At 74.1% G+C, this 20,976-nt stretch carries 17 protein-coding genes; 6 read left to right on the top strand and 11 right to left on the bottom strand.

The window, feature by feature from the left end; translation table 11 throughout:
• A partial coding sequence (locus tag GTW40_RS08035; protein ID WP_343245634.1) for a BadF/BadG/BcrA/BcrD ATPase family protein occupies positions 1-538 on the bottom strand: 538 nt, incomplete at its 3' end.
• 191 nt (positions 539-729) lie between these two features.
• On the opposite strand from GTW40_RS08035, the gene GTW40_RS08030 reads away from it, so the two are divergent.
• On the top strand, positions 730-1,407 hold the full coding sequence (locus tag GTW40_RS08030; RefSeq protein ID WP_161179459.1) for a uracil-DNA glycosylase: 678 nt from the start codon (positions 730-732) through the stop codon (positions 1,405-1,407).
• A 73-nt stretch (positions 1,408-1,480) separates the two neighbouring features.
• Here GTW40_RS08030 and GTW40_RS08025 read toward each other — a convergent pair whose 3' ends face one another.
• The 3 genes from GTW40_RS08025 to GTW40_RS08015 form a co-directional block, all read right to left on the bottom strand.
• Entirely contained in the window at positions 1,481-2,968 is a 1,488-nt protein-coding gene (locus tag GTW40_RS08025; RefSeq protein WP_161179458.1) for a CoA transferase, read from the bottom strand.
• Between the two features lie 204 nt (positions 2,969-3,172).
• A complete protein-coding gene (locus GTW40_RS08020) occupies positions 3,173-4,177 on the bottom strand; it encodes a 3-hydroxyacyl-CoA dehydrogenase NAD-binding domain-containing protein (protein ID WP_161179457.1) in 1,005 nt (334 codons plus the stop codon).
• A gap of 97 nt (positions 4,178-4,274) precedes the next feature.
• Positions 4,275-5,009, bottom strand: coding sequence for an acetoacetate decarboxylase (locus GTW40_RS08015; RefSeq protein ID WP_161179456.1), 735 nt, complete (start codon positions 5,007-5,009; stop codon positions 4,275-4,277).
• Positions 5,010-5,179: 170 nt separating this feature from the next.
• Here GTW40_RS08015 and GTW40_RS08010 point away from each other — a divergent pair, with 170 nt between their 5' ends.
• Positions 5,180-6,088, top strand: a complete 909-nt coding sequence (locus GTW40_RS08010; RefSeq protein ID WP_161179455.1) for a LysR substrate-binding domain-containing protein — start codon at positions 5,180-5,182, stop codon at positions 6,086-6,088.
• 304 nt (positions 6,089-6,392) lie between these two features.
• On the top strand, positions 6,393-6,977 hold the full coding sequence (locus GTW40_RS08005) for a hypothetical protein (RefSeq protein WP_161179454.1): 585 nt from the start codon (positions 6,393-6,395) through the stop codon (positions 6,975-6,977).
• A 49-nt stretch (positions 6,978-7,026) separates the two neighbouring features.
• Here GTW40_RS08005 and GTW40_RS08000 read toward each other — a convergent pair whose 3' ends face one another.
• Positions 7,027-8,694, bottom strand: coding sequence for an acyl-CoA dehydrogenase family protein (locus GTW40_RS08000; RefSeq protein WP_161179453.1), 1,668 nt, complete (start codon positions 8,692-8,694; stop codon positions 7,027-7,029).
• A gap of 71 nt (positions 8,695-8,765) precedes the next feature.
• Here GTW40_RS08000 and GTW40_RS07995 point away from each other — a divergent pair, with 71 nt between their 5' ends.
• The 3 genes from GTW40_RS07995 (at position 8,766) to GTW40_RS07985 (ending at position 14,645) form a co-directional block, all read left to right on the top strand.
• Entirely contained in the window at positions 8,766-9,521 is a 756-nt protein-coding gene (locus GTW40_RS07995; protein ID WP_161179452.1) for a PaaX family transcriptional regulator C-terminal domain-containing protein, read from the top strand.
• Positions 9,522-9,778: 257 nt separating this feature from the next.
• Entirely contained in the window at positions 9,779-10,270 is a 492-nt protein-coding gene (locus GTW40_RS07990; RefSeq protein ID WP_161179451.1) for a hypothetical protein, read from the top strand.
• A gap of 10 nt (positions 10,271-10,280) precedes the next feature.
• Positions 10,281-14,645, top strand: a complete 4,365-nt coding sequence (locus GTW40_RS07985; protein ID WP_161179450.1) for a cation-translocating P-type ATPase — start codon at positions 10,281-10,283, stop codon at positions 14,643-14,645.
• Between the two features lie 12 nt (positions 14,646-14,657).
• Here the strand turns inward: GTW40_RS07985 and GTW40_RS07980 are convergent, their stop codons facing one another.
• The 6 genes from GTW40_RS07980 to GTW40_RS07955 all read right to left on the bottom strand — a co-directional run bounded on the left by GTW40_RS07980 (position 14,658) and on the right by GTW40_RS07955 (position 20,929).
• Entirely contained in the window at positions 14,658-16,016 is a 1,359-nt protein-coding gene (locus GTW40_RS07980) for a nucleobase:cation symporter-2 family protein (RefSeq protein ID WP_161179449.1), read from the bottom strand.
• Between the two features lie 147 nt (positions 16,017-16,163).
• Positions 16,164-17,504: an FAD-dependent oxidoreductase gene (locus GTW40_RS07975; RefSeq protein WP_161179448.1), complete on the bottom strand. Its 1,341-nt coding sequence runs from the start codon at positions 17,502-17,504 to the stop codon at positions 16,164-16,166.
• Between the two features lie 108 nt (positions 17,505-17,612).
• Entirely contained in the window at positions 17,613-18,281 is a 669-nt protein-coding gene (locus GTW40_RS07970; protein WP_161179447.1) for a TetR/AcrR family transcriptional regulator, read from the bottom strand.
• Positions 18,282-18,475: 194 nt separating this feature from the next.
• On the bottom strand, positions 18,476-19,165 hold the full coding sequence (locus tag GTW40_RS07965; RefSeq protein WP_161179446.1) for an HAD-IA family hydrolase: 690 nt from the start codon (positions 19,163-19,165) through the stop codon (positions 18,476-18,478).
• Entirely contained in the window at positions 19,162-19,773 is a 612-nt protein-coding gene (locus tag GTW40_RS07960; protein ID WP_237525393.1) for a phosphatase PAP2 family protein, read from the bottom strand. The genes GTW40_RS07965 and GTW40_RS07960 overlap by 4 nt, the downstream gene beginning before the upstream one ends.
• Before the next feature lie 220 nt (positions 19,774-19,993).
• Positions 19,994-20,929, bottom strand: coding sequence for a M56 family metallopeptidase (locus GTW40_RS07955; protein WP_161179445.1), 936 nt, complete (start codon positions 20,927-20,929; stop codon positions 19,994-19,996).
• Positions 20,930-20,976 lie beyond the last annotated feature (47 nt).

Genomic DNA, 20,976 nt, shown 5'->3' with positions numbered 1-20,976 from the left:
CGGCCGAGCCGCCGTCCCGCCCGTCGTGCGCGCGCAGCGCGGCCTCCAGGCCGGCCCGGCCGATCCAGGCCCCGCCGCCGCAGTCGCCCAGCAGATGCCCCCAGCCGTCCGCCCGCCGCCAGCCGGTCAGGTCCGTACCGACGGCGATCATCCCGGTGCCCGCGGCGAGCACGGCACCGGGACGGGGGCCGAGGGCGCCGACATAGGCGGTCACCGCGTCGGCGGCGAGAGCGACGGTCCGTACCCCCAGCTCCCGGGCGAGCGCACCCGGCAGCTCGGCACGCAGAGCCTCGCCCAGACTCGCGAACCCGGCGGACCCGACGACGGCCCAGGAGATACGGTCCGCCCCGACTTCGGCGGCCAACGTACGGGCCAGGGGCGCGACTTGGGCTATGAGGTGCGCGGGGTCGAGGCCGCGCTCCGTGGTCCGCACGGGCTCCCGGGTCGCCGCCTCGGCCGTACGGCCCGTGCCGGGGAGGCCCACCGCCACCCGGATGCCGGAGCCGCCGGAGTCCACGGCGAGGAAGGCGGACGGCACGGCGGACGCCGGTCCTCGCCCGGCTCCGTCGGCTCGCTCGGCTCGGTCGGCTCCATCGGCTCGGTCGGCTCGCTTGGGCGCACGGCTCACGGGAAGGAAGAGTAGCGGCGCGCATGCCGGGCGTCCCGGCTGTTCCGTGCTTTCCACTCGCCGGAGCGGATTGTCAGTGGGGGCCACTAGAGTGACTTGACGTGGCACGACGACCGTTGAGTGAACTTGTGGAGACCGGCTGGGCCAAGGCCCTGGAGCCGGTGGAGGGCCGTATCGCGGCCATGGGTGACTTCCTGCGTGCCGAGGTGGCGGCGGGGCGGACCTATCTGCCGTCCGGGGCGAACGTCCTGCGCGCCTTCCAGCAGCCCTTCGATGATGTGCGGGTCCTGATCGTGGGCCAGGACCCCTATCCCACGCCGGGCATGGCCATCGGGCTGAGCTTCGCGGTGGCGCCGGAGGTACGGCAGCTGCCGGGCAGCCTGGAGAACATATACCGGGAGCTGCACTCGGACCTGGGCCTGCCCCGGCCGTCCAACGGCGATCTGACCCCCTGGACCCAGCAGGGCGTCCTGTTGCTGAACAGGGCGCTGACCACGGCCCCGCGCAAGCCCGGCGCCCACCGGGGCCAGGGCTGGGAAGAGGTCACCGAGCAGGCGATCCGCGCCCTCGCCGCGCGCGGCAAGCCGCTGGTCTCCATCCTGTGGGGCCGCGACGCCCGCAACGCGCGCCCCCTGCTCGGCGATTACCCGGCCATCGAGTCGGCGCACCCCTCGCCCATGTCGGCCGACCGCGGCTTCTTCGGCTCGCGCCCGTTCAGCCGGGCCAACGAACTTCTGGCGCAGCAGGGCGCGGAGCCGGTGGACTGGCGCCTGCCGTAGCGACGTGCGGGGCGCCGGGGACCGTGACGGTCCGCGGCGCCCCGATGCCTCGTCGCACGGGCGGCCCGCCGGATCAGGCGGTCGGCAGCCATTCCGGCCGCTGGGAGCCGCGCGGCACGAGGATCTGCCGGTAGGCGCCCGGGGTGTCCGACATCCGCACCTGGTCGGTGATGCCCTGGTAGTGGCCGAGCGGCGTCTCGGCGGTGAACAGCTCGGGGTCCGGGTAGGCGTGCAGCTCGCCCGTGCCCGCGATCTCCTTCGCGTAGTCCTGGTCGAAGATGCCCATGGAGAGGATCCACAGGGCCACGCGGGACAGCGAGACGTGGACGCGGTAGCTGCCGCCGTCCACAGCGCGGCGGCGCAGCGCCTCGGCGATGCCTGCCGTCAGGAACCACGAGACGAGATAGTCGTTGACGACGGTGATGGGCGGCAGCGCGGGCCGGTCGCCGTCACCCTCCAGGTGCAGCAGACCGGTGAGCGCGCCCGCGGTCTGGTCGAAGCCGAGGTAGTCCTTCCACGGCCCCTCGTGACCGTTCAACGACACCGTGGCGTAGACGAGTCCGGGGCGCCGGGCGATCGACTCCTCCTCGGACAGGCCGATGGACTCCAGGAAACCGGGGCGCCGGTTGGCGAAGAACACATCGGCCCCGGCCTGGAGTTCATGGATACGGGCCAGACCTTCCGGGGTGTACGGGCTCACCGTGGCAGAGCGCACGCCGACGCTCGTCGTCAGGTAGGTGACGTCGTGCTCCAGCTCGTACGGCCGCCACAGGTTCAGCACGTCCGCGCCGTGCAGGGCGAGAGCGCGCCCGGCTCCTGCCCCGGCGATGATGTGGCCCATGCCGAGCGCGCGTACGCCGTCCAGCGGGGCGGTGGGGTCGGCGGGCAGCGGCTCGGGGTCGCTGTCGCCGACGCGGGTGATCTCTACCAGCGGCAAGTGGGCGAGGATGTCGGCGTACTGACGTTCCGTCAAGATCTCGGCGGGCGTGCGCACCATCGGCATCACGCAACCGGCCTCCGCGCCCGCCCGCTCCAGCTCCCGGGCGTCCCACTGCGCGATCGCGGCGGCGACGTGCTCGGGTACGTCACCCACCCCGAGCAGCCGCTCGGCGGCGACCTTGATGTTGGGATAGATGTTGAACGGCATCATCCAACGGCCGTCCGCGCTGCGGTAGAAGTTGTTGGCGAGGGCCATGTTGATGATCGACGGGGTGCCCCCGGTGTAGCCGTTGAGCAGCTCCCACTTCTGCTCGTAGAACGGGCACAGCCGGTGCGGGCCCACGCGCAGGTCCATGTGGATGTCCTGACCGCGACCGGTGCGGTCCTTCCACAGGGCCGCGATGGCCGCGGACTTGGCGACCAGGGCGATGCCGGAGGCGGCGCCCAGGCGCAGGGTGCTGGGGACGACGGGGTCGGCGCCCTCGAAGGTGATCGTGCCGCCGGTGTCCTCCGGCTTCAGCCCGATGCCCGCGAGGACGTCGGTCATCTCGGCGTGGACGTCGAACGCGTCGTCGGTGGCGGGGGTGTCGATCGCCCGCGTGATCTTCTCGGTGAGGTTCATGGGGGTGCGTTTCTCGCGTGGGGTGCGGTGAAGGCGGTGGTCCGGCGGCGGTGTTCCGGTGCGGGCGGTCCGCCCAGGCCGGTGTCCTGCCGGTGCGGGCGGTCCGCCCAGGTCGGTGTCCTGCCGGTGCGGGTGGTCAGGCCGGGGCGGTGTCCTGCCGGTGTGGGCGGTCAGCCCTGGCCGGTCTCCTGCCGGTGCGGGAGGTCAGGCATGGTCGGCGTCCCGCCGGTCCGGGGTCTCGCCCAGGGCGCGCATGAGCGCGATCTGCGCGCGGTCGCGCGCGGCGGCCAGCTCCGCCACGGTGCCGTCGCCGAAGGTGTCCCGGGCCTGGTCGGCGAGGAGGGTGACCGTGGTGTCGTCGAGCGTGGGGTTGCCCAGGGCGGGCCACATGTGGTCGGCCATGGCGCGGCCCAGGTGCTCGATGAAGTGGGGCAGGCCCTCGGGGCCGCCGCCGAGGTGGAAGGTGCGGAAGGGGCCCGCGACGGCCCAGCGCAGTCCGATGGACGAGGTCACGATCTCGTCCAGCTCCTCCTCCGTCACCACGCCCTCCGCGACCAGATGCACGCACTCGCGGAACAGCGCGGACTGCAGGCGGTTGGCGACGAAGCCCGGGATCTCCTTGTGCAGCACCTGCGGCTTCTTGCCGAGGGCGGTGTAGAAGTCCACGGCCTCGCGGACCACCTCCGGCGAGGTCTTCTCGCCGGGCACGACCTCCACCAGCGGCACGAGGTGCGGCGGGTTGAACGGGTGCCCCACGATGAGTCGTTCGGGCTGCGACAGGCCCGCGGCGATGGCGGTCGCCGGGATGCTGGAGGTCGACGTCGCGAGCAACGCGTGCGCGGGGGCGGCCTCTTCGACGGTACGCCAGATCTCCTGCTTGAGGTCGAGGCGCTCGGGGCCGTTCTCCTGGACGACGTCCGCGTCCGCGACGGCGGTCGCGAGGTCGGCCTCGAAGGCAAGCCGGTCGGTCAAGTGCTCGGTGGGAAGCCCGAGTTCGTCCAGGGTCGGGGTGATCTCGGCGAGACCGGCGCGGACGGTCTCCTCGATGCCGGGCCGGGGGTCGCTGACGACCACCTCCATGCCGTGCGCGAGGAAGAGGGCGGCCCAGGAGACGCCGATGACGCCACCGCCGACGATCGCGGCGCGCTTGCGGGAGTCCGGGGCGGTGCCGGAGAGGCTGGAGGCGGTGGGTTCGGGAACAGAGGGCATGATGTCGCGGCTTTCTCGAAGCTCGAAGAAGGAGGAAGTAAAGAAGAGGGGACGGGGGTTCGCGCCGGACTCGCTCGGGCTCGGGCTCGGCTCAGGCTCAGGCGAGGTAGTCGAAGACCGGCTCGACCGGGTTGAGGGACAGATCCGTGCGGATGTGGCTGGCGCTCACGACCTCCAGCACCGGCAGATCCGCGAGCGGCGCCATCACATGCGCGAAGAGCTGGAGCCGCGCCGGGCCGGTGTACGCGCTCTTCACGGTGATGTCCGTGATCCGGGTGCGCACCAGGTCGCAGATGCGCGGGGTGCCGTCGTAGTTCGGCACCGTCTTGATCATGAACGTCGGCACGCAGATCTCGGCGCGGGCCTCGTCCAGGTCCATCGCGCGCTGCTTGTAGCCCATGGTGGCGTTGGCCACGCGCAGGCTGCCGTAGTCCAGCGTGCCCACCAGCGTGTCGGAGTCGACGTACAGCGCCGGTGAGCCGGACTTCTTCGGGTACGCGCTGTACTCGCGGCCGCTGGAGATCGCGGGGACGCTGTTCACGTACATTGCGAGGTTGAACTCGCCCCGCTCACCCTCGTGTTCGACGGTGATGAGCTGACCGGCCTCGGTGTAGTCGCCCAGCCCTGTGGTGTCGGGCATCCGCATGACCTCGAAGCGGACCAGCGGGTCCGGGACCGTCAGCGGCTCGGGGACCAGGCGGCGCAGCGCCTCGGGGTCGGTGCGGTAGGTGATGTTGAGGTACTCGCGGTCGGTGAAGCGGTACCGCGTGGGCGCGTACGCCGGGGAGTCCACCGGGGTGGTGAAGAGCCGGGCGACATCCTGCTTGCGCATGGGGGGCCTCCAGGGAGAGGGGGCCGCCGTGCGCGCCCGGGCCTCTCCCGCGTGGGATTGCTGGAACCGGTAGTGCCGGGGAGCCGCCGCCGTTTCGCGGGGCATCCCCTGGTATCCAGTGGACGCCGCCCGCGCAGGTCTGTCCAATATATGATTGGCTAGCATTCGATATGGCTGACGATATCAACCTGACAAAGCGCCTCCTCGAACAGTTTCTGGTGGTGGCCGACGAGCGGCATTTCGGCCGGGCGGCGGAGCGGCTCTTCATGAGCCAGCCCCCGCTCAGCCAGTCGATCCAGCGCCTGGAGCGCGGGCTCGGGGTGCGGCTGTTCGACCGGGGTCCCGGCGGGGTCTCGCTGACCCCGGCGGGCGAGGCGTTCGCCGTGGACGCCCGGCGCCTCCTCGACGCCCAGTCCGCCGCGATCGAGCGGGTGCGACGGGTGGCGGCGGGTCTGGAGGGCGTCGTGCGCGTCGGGTACGTGAGCGTCCTCAGCCACCTCTACCTGCCCGGATTCCTGCGCGCGGTGGCCGAGGAACTGCCGGGCCTGCGCGTGCATCTGCACCACGACTCCTCGGCCGCCGTGGCCGAGCTGGTCCGCTCGGGCGCCCTGGACCTCGGGTTCCTCCGCGACCCCGCGTCCGTCTCGGAGGACCTCGTCAGCACGCGGTTCGCGGTGGAGCGCATCGCCGCCGCCCTGCCGGACGGCCACCCGCTCGCCGGGGCGGACGAGATCGACCTCGCCGACCTGTGCGACGAGGACTTCGTCCTGCCCGATCCGGTGGCCCTGCCGACCCTGGCCCGGCAGGTCCAACTCGCCTGTCACGACGTGGGGTTCACACCCCGGGGCCGCGCGGTCGCCGACGACCTCTCCGGGCTGTACAGCTATGTGGCCTCCGGCCTGTGCGTCGGACTGCTGCCCGGGCGGCTGGACGGCTTTCCCGTCCCCGGGGTCGTCTTCGTCCCGGTGCGGGGCGCGTCGTCGTACCTGGAGACGAGCGTGGTCGCCGTCCGCCGCCCGGAGGCCGACGCGGCCGTACTGCGCCTGCTGGAGCTGATCGACCGCCGCGCGGGGGAGTGAGCCGCCGTGCGGAGGCGTAAGCCGTCCCGAGGCGGCGTGAGCCGTCGCGCCGGGAAGTGAGCCGTCGCATCTCGGCCACTCCGCCGGGTGACCTGGATCTCCAGCCGCCAAGTCCGCGCAGGTCAGTGGGGGTTGGTCCGGCCGGTGACCGGGGTCGTCCGGGCGGTCTGCCGGATGTTCCTGCGCGCGGGGTGTCTCCCGTGCGACCGTCGGGAAGGCGGTCCGTCCTGAGCAACGGGGCGGAGCCGCCCGTATGGGAGGACGGTACGGCCGGTCGGCGCGTTCGGTGAGGAGGATGCCCTTGATGGCGTTCCGTGGTCCGCAGGTGTGGCTCTGGCGCTGGCGGCGCAACCCGCTCAAACGCCGTGTCGACGTGGTGGAGGCGTGGGTGGTGCTCGGCGCCTGGGCGCTGACGGTGCTCGTCGGGGTGCTGTCCGGGCTCACGGCGGCCCGGTCGGTGGACAGCGGGCTCGCCCGCGACCGCGCCACCTGGCACCAGGCCGTCGCCCGTGTCGTCTCGCGCGTCCCCGGGAAGTCCGCCGCGGGGAAGCCGGAGTCCGACGGCGAGCGGGTGTGGGGCGAGGTCCGCTGGACCGTGGGCGACGGCTCCGCCCACACCGGTCAGGTCCGGATCGCGCCCGGCAGCCCGGCCGGTACCCCGGTCACCGTCTGGACCGACCCGCAGGGCCACCTCGTCACCCGCCCCGCGACCGCCGCCGAGGCCACCTTCCGCGCCACGCTCCTCGGCGCCCTGGTGGGTACGGCCGCGGGCGCCGTCCCCTTCCTCTGCGGCCGTGTCGTCCGCACCGCCCTGGAGCGCCGCCGCCTGGCCCACTGGGACGCGGAGTGGGCCAGACTCGGGCCGCAGTGGGGGCACACGACGGGGTGAGGCCCTTTCCCGAGAAGCCTTCGTCTTCCTGAGAAGCCCTCGTCCGTCGTCAGCCCCGTTCCGGCAGCGCCCGCTCCAGGATCGTGTCCAGGTCCGTCCCCGCCGGAAGCGTGCCGAACGCGTGCCCCCAGTCGCCGGCCAGGCGGGTCGCGCAGAAGGCGTCCGCGACGGCGGGCGGGGCGTGCCGGACCAGCAGGGACGCCTGGAGGGCGAGGGCCATGCGTTCGACCAGACGCCGCGCGGTGACCTGGTCGGCCTCGGCCAGTTGCCGCTTCAGATCGGTGACGGTCGAGTCCAGGCGGGCGTCCGCGCCCCGGGCCAGGGCGAGTTCGGCGAACAGCGCCTCCGCGCTCTCCGGCTCGCGGACCAGCGCCCGCAGCACGTCGAGCGCGTTGACGTTTCCCGAGCCCTCCCAGATCGACAGCAGCGGGGCCTCCCGGTAGTGCCGGGGCATCCCGGAGTCCTCGACGTACCCGTTGCCGCCCAGGCACTCCAGCGCCTCGGCGGTGAAGGCCGGACCCCGCTTGGTCACCCAGTACTTGCCGACGGCCGTGGCGATCCGGCGGAAGGCCCGCTCCCCGGCGTCCCCGCGTACCGCCCGGTCCGCCGCCCCGGCAAGGCGCAGGGTGAGCGTCGTCGCCGCCTCCGATTCCAGGGCCAGGTCGGCCAGGACGTTGCGCATCAGCGGCTGGTCGAGCAGCCGGGCGCCGAACGCGCTGCGGTGGCGGGCATGATGGCCCGCCTCGACCAGCGTCTTGCGCATGAGCGTGGCCGAGGACATCACACAGTCGAGCCGGGTGCAGTTGACCATCTCGATGATGGTCTTCACCCCGCGCCCCTCCGGACCCACCAGCCACGCCACCGTACGGTCGAACTCCGGCTCCGAGGACGCGTTGGAGCGGTTGCCCAGCTTGTCCTTCAGGCGCTGGATGCGGAAGGTGTTGCGGGTGCCGTCCGGCAGCACGCGGGGCACCAGGAAACAGGAGAGTCCGCCCGGCGCCTGGGCCAGCACCAGGAACACGTCGCACATCGGGGCCGAGGTGAACCACTTGTGGCCGCGCAGGGTGTACACCCCGGGTTCGCCGGTCGGCGTGGCCACGGTGGTGTTGGTGCGCACGTCCGAGCCGCCCTGCTTCTCGGTCATGCCCATCCCGGCGAGCAGCCCGGCCTTCTCGGCGGGCACGCGCAGTCCGGGCTCGTACACCCGGCTCGTCAGCAGCGGCTCGTAGACCTTGGCGAGGTCCGGCTCGGCGCGCAGGGCGGGTACGGCGGCGTACGTCATCGACGTGGGGCAGCCGTGGCCCGCCTCCGTGTGCCCCCAGACCAGACCACCCGCCGTACGCGCCACGTGCGCGCCGACCCGCTCGTCCGCCCACGGGGCACCGGCGAGGCCCGCCTCGACGGCGGCGCCCATCAACCGGTGCCAGCTCGGGTGGAAGTCCACCTCGTCGACGCGGTTGCCGTAGCGGTCGTGGGTGCGCAGCTCCGGCTCGTGCCGGTTGGCCAGCTCGCCCCACTCCTGCGCCTCCGCGCCGCCCGCCCGCACACCGAGCCGCCTGATGTCCTCCTCGGCCCAGTCCGCGCCCTCGCGGCGCAGGCCCTCCAGGAGAGCGTGGTCGTCGGCGGCGTCGTACGGGGCCAGCGGCGGGGGCTGGTTGGTGACGTCGTGGGTGGCGGACGACGGCGGGAGCGGCGGCTGCGCGGGCATCGGGTCCATACCGCCATGTTGCACTCTTCGTACGGTCGCAGCAATAGTGCAACAATGATCCGCCCGTACAGTACGTGCCCATGCGCATGAAAGATCCGCCGCACGGGACCGCCCCCGCACCGCGCCCCCTGTCCGCGCGGTCGGTCGTCCTGAGCCTGCTCCTCGGCGCGCACCCGCCCCGGCTCCCCGTGAAGGAACTGCTCCGGCTGGTCGAGCCCTTCGGCGTGGGCGGCTCCACCCTGCGCGCCGCGCTGAGCCGGATGGTCGCGGCGGGCGACCTGCGGCGCACGGACGCGGTGTACGGCCTCAGCGACCGGCTCCTCGCACGACAGCGGCGCCAGGACGAGGCGGTGCGTCCGCTGACCCGGGGCTGGGACGGCGACTGGGAGATGGTCGTCATCACCGCGACCGGCCGCGACCCCGCCGCCCGCGCCGACCTCCGCTCCCGCCTCGGGGAACTCCGCCTGGCCGAACTCCGCGAGGGCGTCTGGCTCCGCCCGGCCAATCTGGAACGTCCCCTGCCGGGGGAACTGCACCACGTCGCCCTGATGTACCGGGGCCGCCCCGACGAGCCCGCCGCACACCTGGTCGCCCGCCTGTGGCCGCTGCCCGCCTGGGCGACGACCGCGCACTCCCTGCTGACCCGGGCGGCGGTGGCCGGTACCCCGGCCACCCGCCTGGCCGCCTACGCCGCGATGGTCCGCCACCTGCTGACCGACCCGGTGCTGCCGCCCGAACTGCTCCCGCCGGACTGGCCGGGCGACCGGCTGCGGGCCGCCTACGCGGGGTATCAGCGGGAGCTGGCGGGGTCGGTGGGGTTGCCGGGGGCGGGCTGAGCGGGCTCGCCCGTGCGGGAGTTCCGCCGACCGACGGGACTTCGCCGCGTATCCCGCCCGGTCCCGGTCGATCCGTCGCGTACTCCGCCCGCCCGGTCGATCCGTCGCGTACTCCGCCCGCCCGGCCGATCCGCCGCGTACCCCGCCCGCCCCGGTCGAGTGGCGGCCGGGCCCCCGCTGGCGTTCCCTGGGAGGAGGGGGTGGACAGCGTGTGCGTGCTCGTGGGGCACGGCAGGCGAACGCACCCGAGGAGAGTCATGGCTGAGCGGAAGTCCTCGTCGGTCCTCACCGCGCCCCTGCGCGGCGCCGCCTCCGTCCTGGGCAGAGTGCCCGGTGCCGCCATGGTCGGCAAGGCGGCGCAGGAGACGCTGGACAAGGTCGGCGTGGTGTCCCCGCGCGGCCGCCGGGTGCTCGTGTACGCGGGGGCGGGGGTGCTGGGGGTCACCGGTGTCGTGGAGTGGCCGGTCGCCCTCGCCGGAGCCGCCGTGGCCTGGCTGACCCAGCCCCGCCCGGCGCAGCAGGCGAACGGCCACGAGAAACCGCGGACCGAGGAGACCCACGAGGCCGCGGAGGAGCCCGCGCACGACCTCGGCAGCGCCGCGCTCCGCTCCGGCACCGAGGCGCACCACCAGGAACCCCCCGGCCCCGTGAAGGCGACTCCGGCGAACCCGGCCCGCACCGGTGCCCACACCAAGGGCAGCACGGGCCCGCTCGGCCCCACCGCCCGCCCCGAACGCACCAGTCTCTGACGGCGCCGCAATGGTGCTCAAGCTGCTGATCTCGCCGGTCACCGCCGTCCGACGGCTGCCCGCCGTACCCGGACTTCTCGCGGGAGCCGCCGCGCCCGCCGTCGGAATGGCGGCGGGCGCGATGGTGGGCACCGCTCGCGCGGGGGTGCGCACCGTCGACACGGCCGCCCGCGTCACGAGGGTCGTGCGGTCCGCCCTGCCCGGCGGCCCCGCCCACTGGCGTTCCGGCGCCCGTGCCCACCTCCCGCTGCGCGCCGCCCACCCGGAGCACGTACGCCACGAGGGCGGCACCGCGCACCTGGCCCGCCGGATCGCCGTCGCCCTCGCGGAGCGGCCCGACGTGATCTTCGCCTACTGGGACGAGGGCCTGGCCCGGCTGGTCGTCAGCGTCACCGAGGACGACGTCCTCGACCGGGTCGTTGACCACGCGGCCGACCTCGCGGAGCGCGAGGGCCTGCTCGTGGCGGGCGGCGACCCCGAGGAGAACACCCACCCCGCCGACCCCGCCGGAGTGCGCGCCGCCGCGACCACGCTCGGCATCGACATCCTCGGCATCTCCGTCGCGGTGACCACCTTCCTGATGCGCACGCCGCCCACCCCCCGCGCGCTCACCGCCCTGGTGACCTTCCTGCGCGAGAACCCCCGCTTCCGCGCCCTGCTGCGCGCCCGCATCGGCGCCACCCGCATGGACCTCCTGCTGGCCACCGCGAACGCCACCGTCCACGCCGCCGGGCAGACCCCCACCTCCCTCGTGCTCGACGGGACCCTGCGCGGCTGCCAGCTCGCCGAGACCGTGGCCCGCGCGGCCGCCTTCGACACCGTCCACGACCAGCTCTGCGCCCCCGGCCGGGTCAGCGTCACCGCCGACGACACCCCGCGCCCGTCCCTGCGCGAGTCCCCGGCGCAGGCGTACGCCGCCCACGCCTCGATCGGCAGCGTGCTCGGCGCGGTGGCCGCCTTCCTGGTCAAGCACGACACGACCTCCGCCGCCGAGGCCGTGCTCGCCGGTTCCCCCAAGGCCGCCCGCTACGCGCCCGCCGCCTTCCACGCCGTGTTCGGCACCTCCCTCGCCCGCGACGGCGTGCTCGTCCGCGACCCGGAGCGGCTGAGACAGCTGGAGACCGCCGGCACCCTCGTCCTCCACCCGAGCGCGCTGCGCACCGAGGAGGGACTCGCCGACCCGTGGACCGAGGCCGTCCTCGACGCGGCCCGCCGCGCCGGACTCCGCGTCGTCCTGGTGGACGACCCCGCCCTGGAGGACTTCACCGGGCTCGCCGACCAGGTGGTGGACGCCCGGCGCCCGCTGGACGACGTGGTGTACGCGCTGCGCGCCGACGCGGGCGGGGAGGACGACGTCGAAGCGGCCGGCGGCCGGGAGGACGTCGTCATCACGGTCGCCCGGCCGCGCACCGCCGAGGAGCGCGAGGTGCTCGCCGGACTGCGCGGCAGCGACATCGCCGTGGTGCTCACCGACCACGGCGGCGCCGTGGTCTGGGGCGCCGACATCCTCGCCCCGCACGGACTGCCCGACGTGTGGCGGCTGCTGACCGCGATCCCCGCCGCCCGCGACGTGAGCCGCCGCGGACAGGTCCTCGCCCGCTCCGGCGCCGCGCTCTCCGGCCTCCTCGTGGCCATCGGCGACGGCCACGACGGCAGACGCCACTCGCTACTGCCCGGACTGCGGCACGCCCCGGTCGACACCGGCGCGCTCACCGCGTTGCTCTCCGGCATCTGGGCCGCCCTCGGCGTGGCCTCCGCCCGCACCCCGCGCCCGCGCGCCCGGGTCCGCTGGCACGAACTCGGCCCCGCCGAGGCCATGGAGCGCCTGGACCGCACCGCCGACGCCCCGCCCACCGCCCTGGAACGCACGCTCGCCACGGCCCGCCACACCCTCCGGCACGTGGTACGGCATCCCGCGCTCATCCCCGCCCGCTTGAGCTGGCAGCTCGGCCAGGCCGTACGCGGCGAGCTGGACGACCCGCTCACCCCGGTCCTCGCCGTCGGCTCCGCCGCCTCCGCCATCCTCGGCTCGGTCGTGGACGCCCTGCTCGTCGTCGGCGCGCTCGACCTGAACGCGCTCGTCGGCGGGGTCCAGCGGCTGCGCGCCGAACGGGCCCTGTCCGGGCTCCAGGCCGAACAGCAGCGCAAGGCCCGCGTGGCACCCCCGCCGGAGGAGGCCCCGGCCGGCGGCACCGTGACCGTCGACGCGGGGAAGCTGCGTCCCGGCGACGTGATCGAGCTGAAGGGCGACGACGTGGTGCCCGCCGACGCCCGGCTGCTCTGGGAGGACGGTCTGGAGGTGGACGAGTCCGCCCTCACCGGCGAGTCGCTGCCCGTACAGAAGCACCCCGACCCCACCCCGCACGCCGCCGTCGCCGAACGCCGCTGCATGGTCTTCGAGGGCACGACCGTGGTGGCGGGCACCGCGCACGCCGTCGTGGTCGACACCGGGGAGCGCACCGAGGCCGCCCGCGCCGTCCACCTCGCGGGCCGTACGCCCCCGGCCGCCGGAGTGCAGGGCCGCCTCCAGGAACTCACCCGCAAGGCACTGCCGTTGACCCTCGCGGGCGGCGCCGCCGTCACCGGACTCGCGCTGCTGCGCGGCACCCCGGTGCGCGAGGCGGTCAGCGGAGGCGTGGCCGTCGCCGTTGCCGCCGTACCCGAGGGACTGCCGCTCGTCGCCACCGTCGCCCAGCTCGCCGCCGCCCGGCGGCTCAGCCGTTTCGGCGTGCTCGTCCGCACCCCGCGCACGCTGGAGGCACTCGGCCGCGTCGACACCATCTGCTTCGACAAGACCGGCACCCTCACCGAGAACCGGCTGCGCCTGGTGCGAGTCTCCGACGCCGAGGGCACGGTCGGCGCCGTCGACGACCCCGGTCCCGCGCGTACCCTGCTGCGCGCCGCCCGCGCCTGCCCCCGCGTGAACGGCGGCTCGGGCCGCCCCGTCCACGCCACCGACGAGGCGGTCCTCGACGGGGCGGGACCGGACCCCGACTGGACCCAGCTCGGCGGCCTGTCCTTCGAGGCCGCCCGGGGCTACGCCGCCGCCGTCGGCCGCGAGGGCGACGGACCCCGCCTGCTGGTGGTCAAGGGCGCCCCCGAGACCGTACTGCCCGCCTGCGAAGGCACCCCCGACCGCGCCTTCGCCACCGCGCACGAGCTGGCCGGGGACGGACTGCGCGTCCTCGCGGTGGCCGCGCGCCGCCTCGCCGACGACGAGGACGAGACCAAGGTCCTCGAAGACCCGCTGCACGACCTGCGGTTCAACGGCCTCCTCGCGCTCTCCGACGTACCCCGCGAGACCTCCCGGGCCCTGGTGCACGGCCTCTACGAGGAGGGCGTACGCCCCGTCATGCTGACCGGCGACCACCCGCAGACCGCCCGCGCCATCGCCCGCGACCTGGGCTGGCCCGAGGGCACCGAGGTCGTCACCGGCGACGAACTGGCCGCCGCCGACCGCAGGACCCGGGCCCGGATGCTCCGCGACGCCGGAGTGGTCGCCCGGGTCGCGCCCGAGCAGAAACTCCAGGTCGTCGAGGCGCTGCGGGACGCGGGCCGGGTGGTCGGCATGGTCGGGGACGGCGCCAACGACGCCGCCGCGATCCGCGCCGCCGACATCGGCGTCGGCATCAGCGCCCGGGGCTCGGCCGCCGCCCGCAACGCCGCCGACATCGTGCTCACCGACGACGACCTGACCGTCCTGATCGACGCCATCGGCGAGGGACGCTCGCTGTGGCACAGCGTCGCCGACGCCATCGCCATCCTCATCGGCGGCAACGCGGGCGAGGTCGCCTTCGGCATCATCGGCACCCTGGTCTCGGGCACCGCACCGCTCTCCACCCGCCAGATGCTGATGGTGAACCTCTTCACCGACCTGTTCCCGGCGATGGCGGTCGCCGTGACACCGAAGGACGGCGACGGGGCGGCGGAGGAGTGGACCACCACCCCGGAGGACGCGGCGGGCGGCGTCCTCGGCGCACCTCTGATCCAGCAGATCAGGCACCGCGCCCTGACCACCGCGCTCGGCGCGACCGTCGCCTGGCTGATCGGCCGCTTCACACCCGGCACGGCCCGCCGATCCAGCACCATGGCGTTGTGCGGAGTGGTCGGCACCCAGCTCGCGCAGACCCTCCTCGACCGCCGCGACAGCACCCTCGTCCGCGTCACCGCCCTGGGCTCGGCCGCCGTCCTCGTCGCCGTCATCCAGACCCCCGGCGTCAGCCGCCTCGTCGGCTGCACTCCCCTCGGCCCCGTCGCCTGGACCGGCGTCACCCTGGCGATCCTCCTCGCGGTGGCGGGCCAGCGGGCCCTGCCGCGTCTGGAGGAGACGGTCGTACGGTTGCTGCCGAAGGAGGAGGACGAGGCGGTGGCCTGAGCCGCCCGGCCTTCAGGGCGTGGCCTCCTGCGCGGGCGTCGCGTCGGCCGGTACGGCGGTGTCGCCGCTCTTCGACGGCAGGTGGTTGAACAGCAGGTTGAGCGCGATCGCGGTCAGACAGCCCGCGCTGATCCCGCTGTTCATCACCGTCTGGAACCAGTCCGGGAACTTCGCGTACACGTCCGGCACGCCCACCGGCAGCATCCCGACCGCCACGGAGACCGCGACGACCGTCAGATTGTGGTTGTCCTTGAAGTCGACCCGGGCCAGCGTCCGCAGCCCGCTCGCCGCGACGGTCCCGAACATCACCAGCCCGGCCCCGCCGAGCACCGGCGCCGGAACCGCCGCCACCAGCGCACCCAGCTTGGGCAGCAGCCCGAGCAGCACGAGGAGCGCCCCGGCCGCGGCGACCACCCAGCGGCTGCGCACCCGGGTCATGCCGACCAGGCCCACGTTCTGCGCGTACGCCGTGTACGGGAAGGTGTTGAACACCCCGCCCAGCACGGTCGACAGCCCGTCCGCGCGCAGCCCGTCGGCCAGCGAGCGCGGCTCCACCGGACGATCCGTCAGTTCACCCACCGCGATCAGATCACCGGTCGTCTCCGTCATCGTCACCAGCGCCACCACCAGCATGGAGGCGATCGCGGACACCCGGAACTCGGGCGCCCCGAAGTGGAACGGAGTGCTGATTCCCACCCAGTCCGCGTCCCCGACCCCGCCGAAGTCCGTGAAGCCGAAGGGCACGGCCACCGCGAGGCCCACCACGATCCCGGTGAGCACGGCGATCCGGGAGAGGAACGCCGGCGCGAACCGCTGTACCCCCAGCACCACCGCGAGGACGAACGCCGCGAGGGCCAGATTCCGGGGCGCCCCGAAGTCCTTCGCGCCCACACCGCCCGCCGCCCAGTTGCCCGCGACCGGCAGCAGCGAGACCCCGATGACCAGGATCACCGTGCCGGTGACCAGTGGCGGGAAGAAGCGCAGCAGCCTGCCGAACACCGGCGCGAGGAGCATGATCGCAAGACCCGCGACGATCACCGCTCCGTAGATCGCGGGCAGCCCACCGCCCGTCGTCCCGATCAGCACCATCGGCGAGACCGCCGCGAACGTGCACCCCTGCATGATCGGCAGCCGTACGCCGAACCGCCAGAACCCGACGCACTGGATCAGCGTCGCCACCCCGCACACCAGCAGATCGGCGGTGATCAGATACGCCAGGTCGGCGGCCGACAGCTTCATCGCGCCGCCCACGATCAACGGCACCGCCACCGCGCCCGCGTACATCGCGAGCACGTGCTGAAGGCCGAAGGCCGCAAGGCCGCGCACCGGTGGTATCTCGTCGACGGGATGGACAACTGCGGTCTCTGCCATGAGGACTCCAGAGCGGCGGTGGGGAGCGGCATCCGAACTGCACGCGACGGTAGGCGGCTTGAACAGATTGTTGATTTCCGCGGTGTTGCCGCCGTGTGTCCTGCCCCACCGGGGCTACAGGGATGCCAACTCCCGTGCGCGCGTTGCCTATACGGCCCGTGCCGCCGCCAACAGTGCGTCCCAGTCGGCCAGTTTGACCACCTTCCGCCCGAGGCGTTCCCCCAGCTCCGCCTCGGCCCGCTCGATGGCCAGCCAGCCCGGCCAGGGCACCGGCTCGATCCCCGACTCCCGCAGCGCGGCGAGCGGTTCGTCCGGCACCTCGCGGGCGGCGAGCGCGGGTGCGTCGGCGAGCAGCGAGGCCACCGTCTCCTTGGCGCACGGCCGGTTGCTGCCGATGACCCCGGTCGGGCCGCGCTTGATCCACCCGGCGACGTACTCACCCGGCGAGGGCGCACCGTCCCGCAGCACCCGGCCCTCCTGATGCGGCACGGTCCCGGTCGCGGGGTCCAACGGCAGTCCCTCGGGCGGCACTCCGCGATAGCCCACCGAGCGCAGCACCAACTGAGCGGGTGCATCCTCGAATTGGCCCGTACCGACGACACCGCCCTGTCCGTCCGGCGCTGTCCGCTCGAAGCGCACCCCGCCCACCCGGCCGTTCTCCTCCAGGAGTTCGACGGGCCGCAGGAAGAACCGCATCCGGATGTTCCGTTCCGCCTCCGGCCCCGGAAGGGCCGCCCAGTCGCGCAGCACCTCGGCGTTGCGCCGCTGTGCGGAGGGCAGCTCGGACAGCTCCGCGAACGCCGGATCGAGCGCCAACTCGGCCGGGTCCACATGGACTTGGGTGCCGGGCAACTGCCCCAGCTCGCGCAGCTCCTTGGTGGTGAACCGGGCCTGCGTCGGTCCGCGCCGCGCCGCCATGTGCACCTCGCCGATGCCGCTCGCGGCCAGCACGTCCAGGGGCGCCTGCGGCATGTCGGTGCCGTGCAGCTGCTCCGCGCCCCGCACCAGCATCCGGGTCACGTCCAGTGCCACGTTGCCCGCGCCGATCACCACCGCCGAGCGCACGTCGCTCAGCGAGCCGAGGCCCGCCGCGTCCGGGTGGGCGCTGTACCAGGACACGAAGTCCGTCGCCGCCCAGCTGCCCGGCAGATCCTCGCCGGGGATGCCCAGACGGCGCCCTGTGGCGGCGCCCACGCAGTAGACCACCGCGTGGTACATCTCCCGCAGCCGCTCCGGCGGGAGTCCGTCCGGACCACCGACCTCGACCCCGCCGAGGAACCGCACCCGCTCGTGCTCCAGCACCGTGCGCAGACTGTCCTGGAGCGACTTGATCTTCTCGTGGTCCGGGGCGACGCCATACCTGACCAGGCCGAACGGCGCCGGCAGCCGGTCCAGCACGTCCACGTGCACGTCCGGGTGCCGCTGGACCAGGTTCTGCGCGGTGTAGCACCCGCTCGGTCCGGAGCCGACGACGGCGAGACGCAGCACGGCGTACTCCTCACCCCGGGGGCATCGGGAGAGTGCCCTGACGGCTCCAGCATGGCACCGGCGGGCGTGCGCGGCAGGGAGTGAGAGGCCACCTGGGCGGTGTCGTCCTCAGGTCTGGGTCGGCTCCGGCCGCTCCCCGGTCGCGAAGAACCGCGACAGATCCTGCTCCGCCCCGGCCGCCGCACTCTCCGGCGGCACTCCCAGCTCCCAGTCCAGGCCATACCGCTCGAACAGCTCCGCGCGCAGCACCGGCACGGGCATCGGCACCCCGGGCACGAGCGCCGCGTACACCGCGCCCATCAGCAGTGCCCGCAGCATGGGGTAGTCGACGGGGACGTCCGCCGAGCCGTACCGGGCGACCGTGTCGCCCAGCAGCTGCGACAGGCGCTGCTGCTCCGGGCACTGCACGAAGCCCTCGGCCTGGAGCAGCCCCGCCATGTGCTGGCGCATGAGCACGGGCCGGTCGCGGGCGAGGCCCAGGATCGCGTCGACGGCGCGGGCCAGCCGCTCGCGGCCGTCCTCGGTGCGCGGCTCCCGCTCCAGCGCTTCCTCCAGCGTGCGGTGCATCAGCCGGTGCACGGCGGACTGCACCAGCTGGCGCTTGCCGGGGAAGTAGTACGACACCAGTCCGCGCGCCGATCCGGCGCGGTCCGCGATGTCTCCGAGGGTGGTCGCGTCGTAGCCGCGTTCGCCGACCAGCTCCACCGTGGCCTGCAGCAGACGCTCCCGGGAACGGCGGCGCAGCTCTTCGTTGACCGAGGCGCTGCGCGGGGACATCGTCGAACTCCTGCGTTGACTGGCTGGCGGCCAACTATACTCGTCGGACCAGGCACCGCTCCGCGCGGGGCCTGTTCAGGGGTGCCGTCCGTCTGGGGCGACGCGGGGGATCGTCTCAGGCGGCCGGCGCACCGGTGGCCGTTTCGCGGTATTCGCCCGCGCCCCCGCCTTCCGTGCCCCCGCCTCCCCGTGCCTCAGCCGCTCAGCTCCAGCACCGGCAGCAGCGCGTCCGGGCGCCGGTCCACCGGCAGATGGTCCACGAAGTGCACCCGGCAGCCGAGCGCGGCCGCGCCGCCGTCCGCGGGCCGGCTGTCCCCGACCATCAGCGTCTCGCGCGGGTCGACCCCCAGCCGCTCGCAGGCCAGGGCGAACAGCCGCGGGTCCGGCTTCTTGATCCCGTGCTCGTACGACAGCACATAGGTGTCCACGTACACGTCGAGCCCGTGCGCGCGGAACACCGGTCGCAGGTCCCAGCCGATGTTGCTGACCACCCCGATCGCGGTCCCGCGCTCCCGCAGCTTGCGCAGCACGTCCGCCGCGTCCGGGTACGGCGTCCACGCGGCCGGTGCCATGTGCCGGTCGTACAGCACGTCGTGCAGCCCCGGATCGGGCAGCGGGACGAGCCGGGACAGGCCGGTGTACGCCGCCCGGTGGGCCTCCGCACTCTGGTCCCGGGTCGCCCACAGCTCCGCCAGCCCGTCCGGTACGCGCACCGGCTCCGCACCGCCCGCGAGCGCCCCCGACTCCTCCAACCGCTGTGCCGCAGCGGTGAGTTCGTCATCATCGAGCCGGGCACCGGTAGCCGCGAGCCCGGCCCGCAGCCACGACTCGGTCGACTCGATACGGAACAGGGTGCCGGAAAAATCGAGCAGGACGGCGTTCATGCGCGCGAACCTACCCCGGCCCGCGCCCCCGTACGCCCCCGCGGCCACTCGTGGACCACGACGGCGACCGCCACCACCAGCGCCCCGAACAGCCAGCCGCCCAGCACGTCCGAGGGCCAGTGCACACCGAGCCACACCCGGGTCACGCCGACGCCGATCACCGCGAGGAGCGCGAGCGCGACGGCCGTCCGCCACAGGGACCGGCGCACGCCACCGCGGTGGAGCAGCCACAGCAGCAGGCCGCAGACCACGGTGGCCGTCATCGCGTGGCCGGAGGGGAAGGCCGCGAAGCGCGCGGAGTCCACCGGGTCCGGCCACGCCGGACGCGGCCTGCCGACGGCGGCCTTCACCGCTTGCTGCACCACCACCGCCACCCCGACGGTCAGCACCAGCCACAGCGCCGTCCACCAGGCTGCCCGGCGCCACAACAGCCACAGCGCGACGGCCGCGCACAACAGACGCATGGTCAGCGGGTCGAGGACCCAGTCCGACAGCACCCGTATGACGGAGGTGGCCGCGCCGTCGCGGACCGCCCAGCGGTGCGTCGTCCGGGAGACCGAGCCGTCCGCCTCGACGAGCGGCCCCCACTCGACCGCCACCAGCGACATCAGCACGGCGCAGCAGGCGGCGAGGGCGGCCACCACGAGGGCGGCGGTTCTGACGGTGGGGGAGGGGTGGCGGGTGGCAGTGGTTCGGTCGGGCTGGTGACGCATGCCGCGATCCTCGTACATGCGGCGGTACATGGGCATCCCACCGTCCTCGGCGCGTCGGCGCTACGGCGCTTCGGCGTTTCTGTGCCGGGAGACTCCCGGCCCGGTGCCCGGAGGGCTAACCCAGCGCCCGCAGTGCCGGAACGAGCGTCACCAGCACCGGAATTACCGGGATCAGCGCGGCCGCCGCCGTCAGTCGGAGGCGTCGCGGGGCCGGAAGCCGTTCCGGGGCGGTCAGCAGACGGTCCACCCGCTGCGGCACATGCGACTCCGGGGTGGGACACGGCCCGAACACGCCCCGGTGATGGTTGAGTTCGACCAGTGCGAGCGCCGTCGTCACTCGGCCGAAGCGGCGGGAAGCGGTGTCGTCGGCGGCCAACTCGACCAGCCGGTGCATCTCGTCGCGGAACGCGGCGAACACCGGCACCCGCGGGAAACCGTCCGCCAGCGCGGCCGAACAGTGCAGCAGCCAGTCGTGCCGGGCACGCGCGTGACCCTGCTCATGGGCCAGCAGAGCGTCGAGTTGACGATCTTTCAGACGACGCAGCGCGGCCGTGGTGACGACGAGCCGGGGTGCCGCGCCGGACAGCCACCAGGCGTCGGGCCGTTCGCCCTCCAGCACCACGAGCCGCCCTTCCGACGGCTGCTCACCGGGCAACAGTGGGGCGCGGAGCAGGAGTTCGGCGCGGTCCCGCCCACGGCACCGTCGGACCCGCACCACCTCGCGGACCAGCATCGCCGCGCTCCACAGGCCGCCGCACGCGAGGGCCACCGCCGTCACGGCCGCCCAGGCCCCGCCCGTGCCGAGGGCGTACGCCTCGACGACCGCGTGCGGTGCCGGGGCGAACACCCGCCCGCGCACCGCCTGCCAGGCCGCCGCCGCGCTGAGCGTCATCGACAGCGCGCAGCACAGCAGCACGGCCGCCACCACGCACTGCCACACCCACAGCGCCACCACCGGCTCCCGGTCCGGCCAGTCCGCGCGCCCGAGCAGCCGGGGAGCGGCGACGGAGGCAAGGATGCCGAGCAGCAACAGCGCCACGGGGACCATCATGGGCAGCACCCTATGGGCGCGACCGACCACCGGGAGCCACGCGGTCC

The sequence above is a fragment of the Streptomyces sp. SID4985 genome, from assembly GCF_009863025.1.
In the GTDB taxonomy this organism is placed as follows: Bacteria; Actinomycetota; Actinomycetes; order Streptomycetales; family Streptomycetaceae; genus Streptomyces.
Note: the sequence above shows the minus strand (reverse complement) of the source record. Positions and strands in the feature narration are given on the sequence as shown.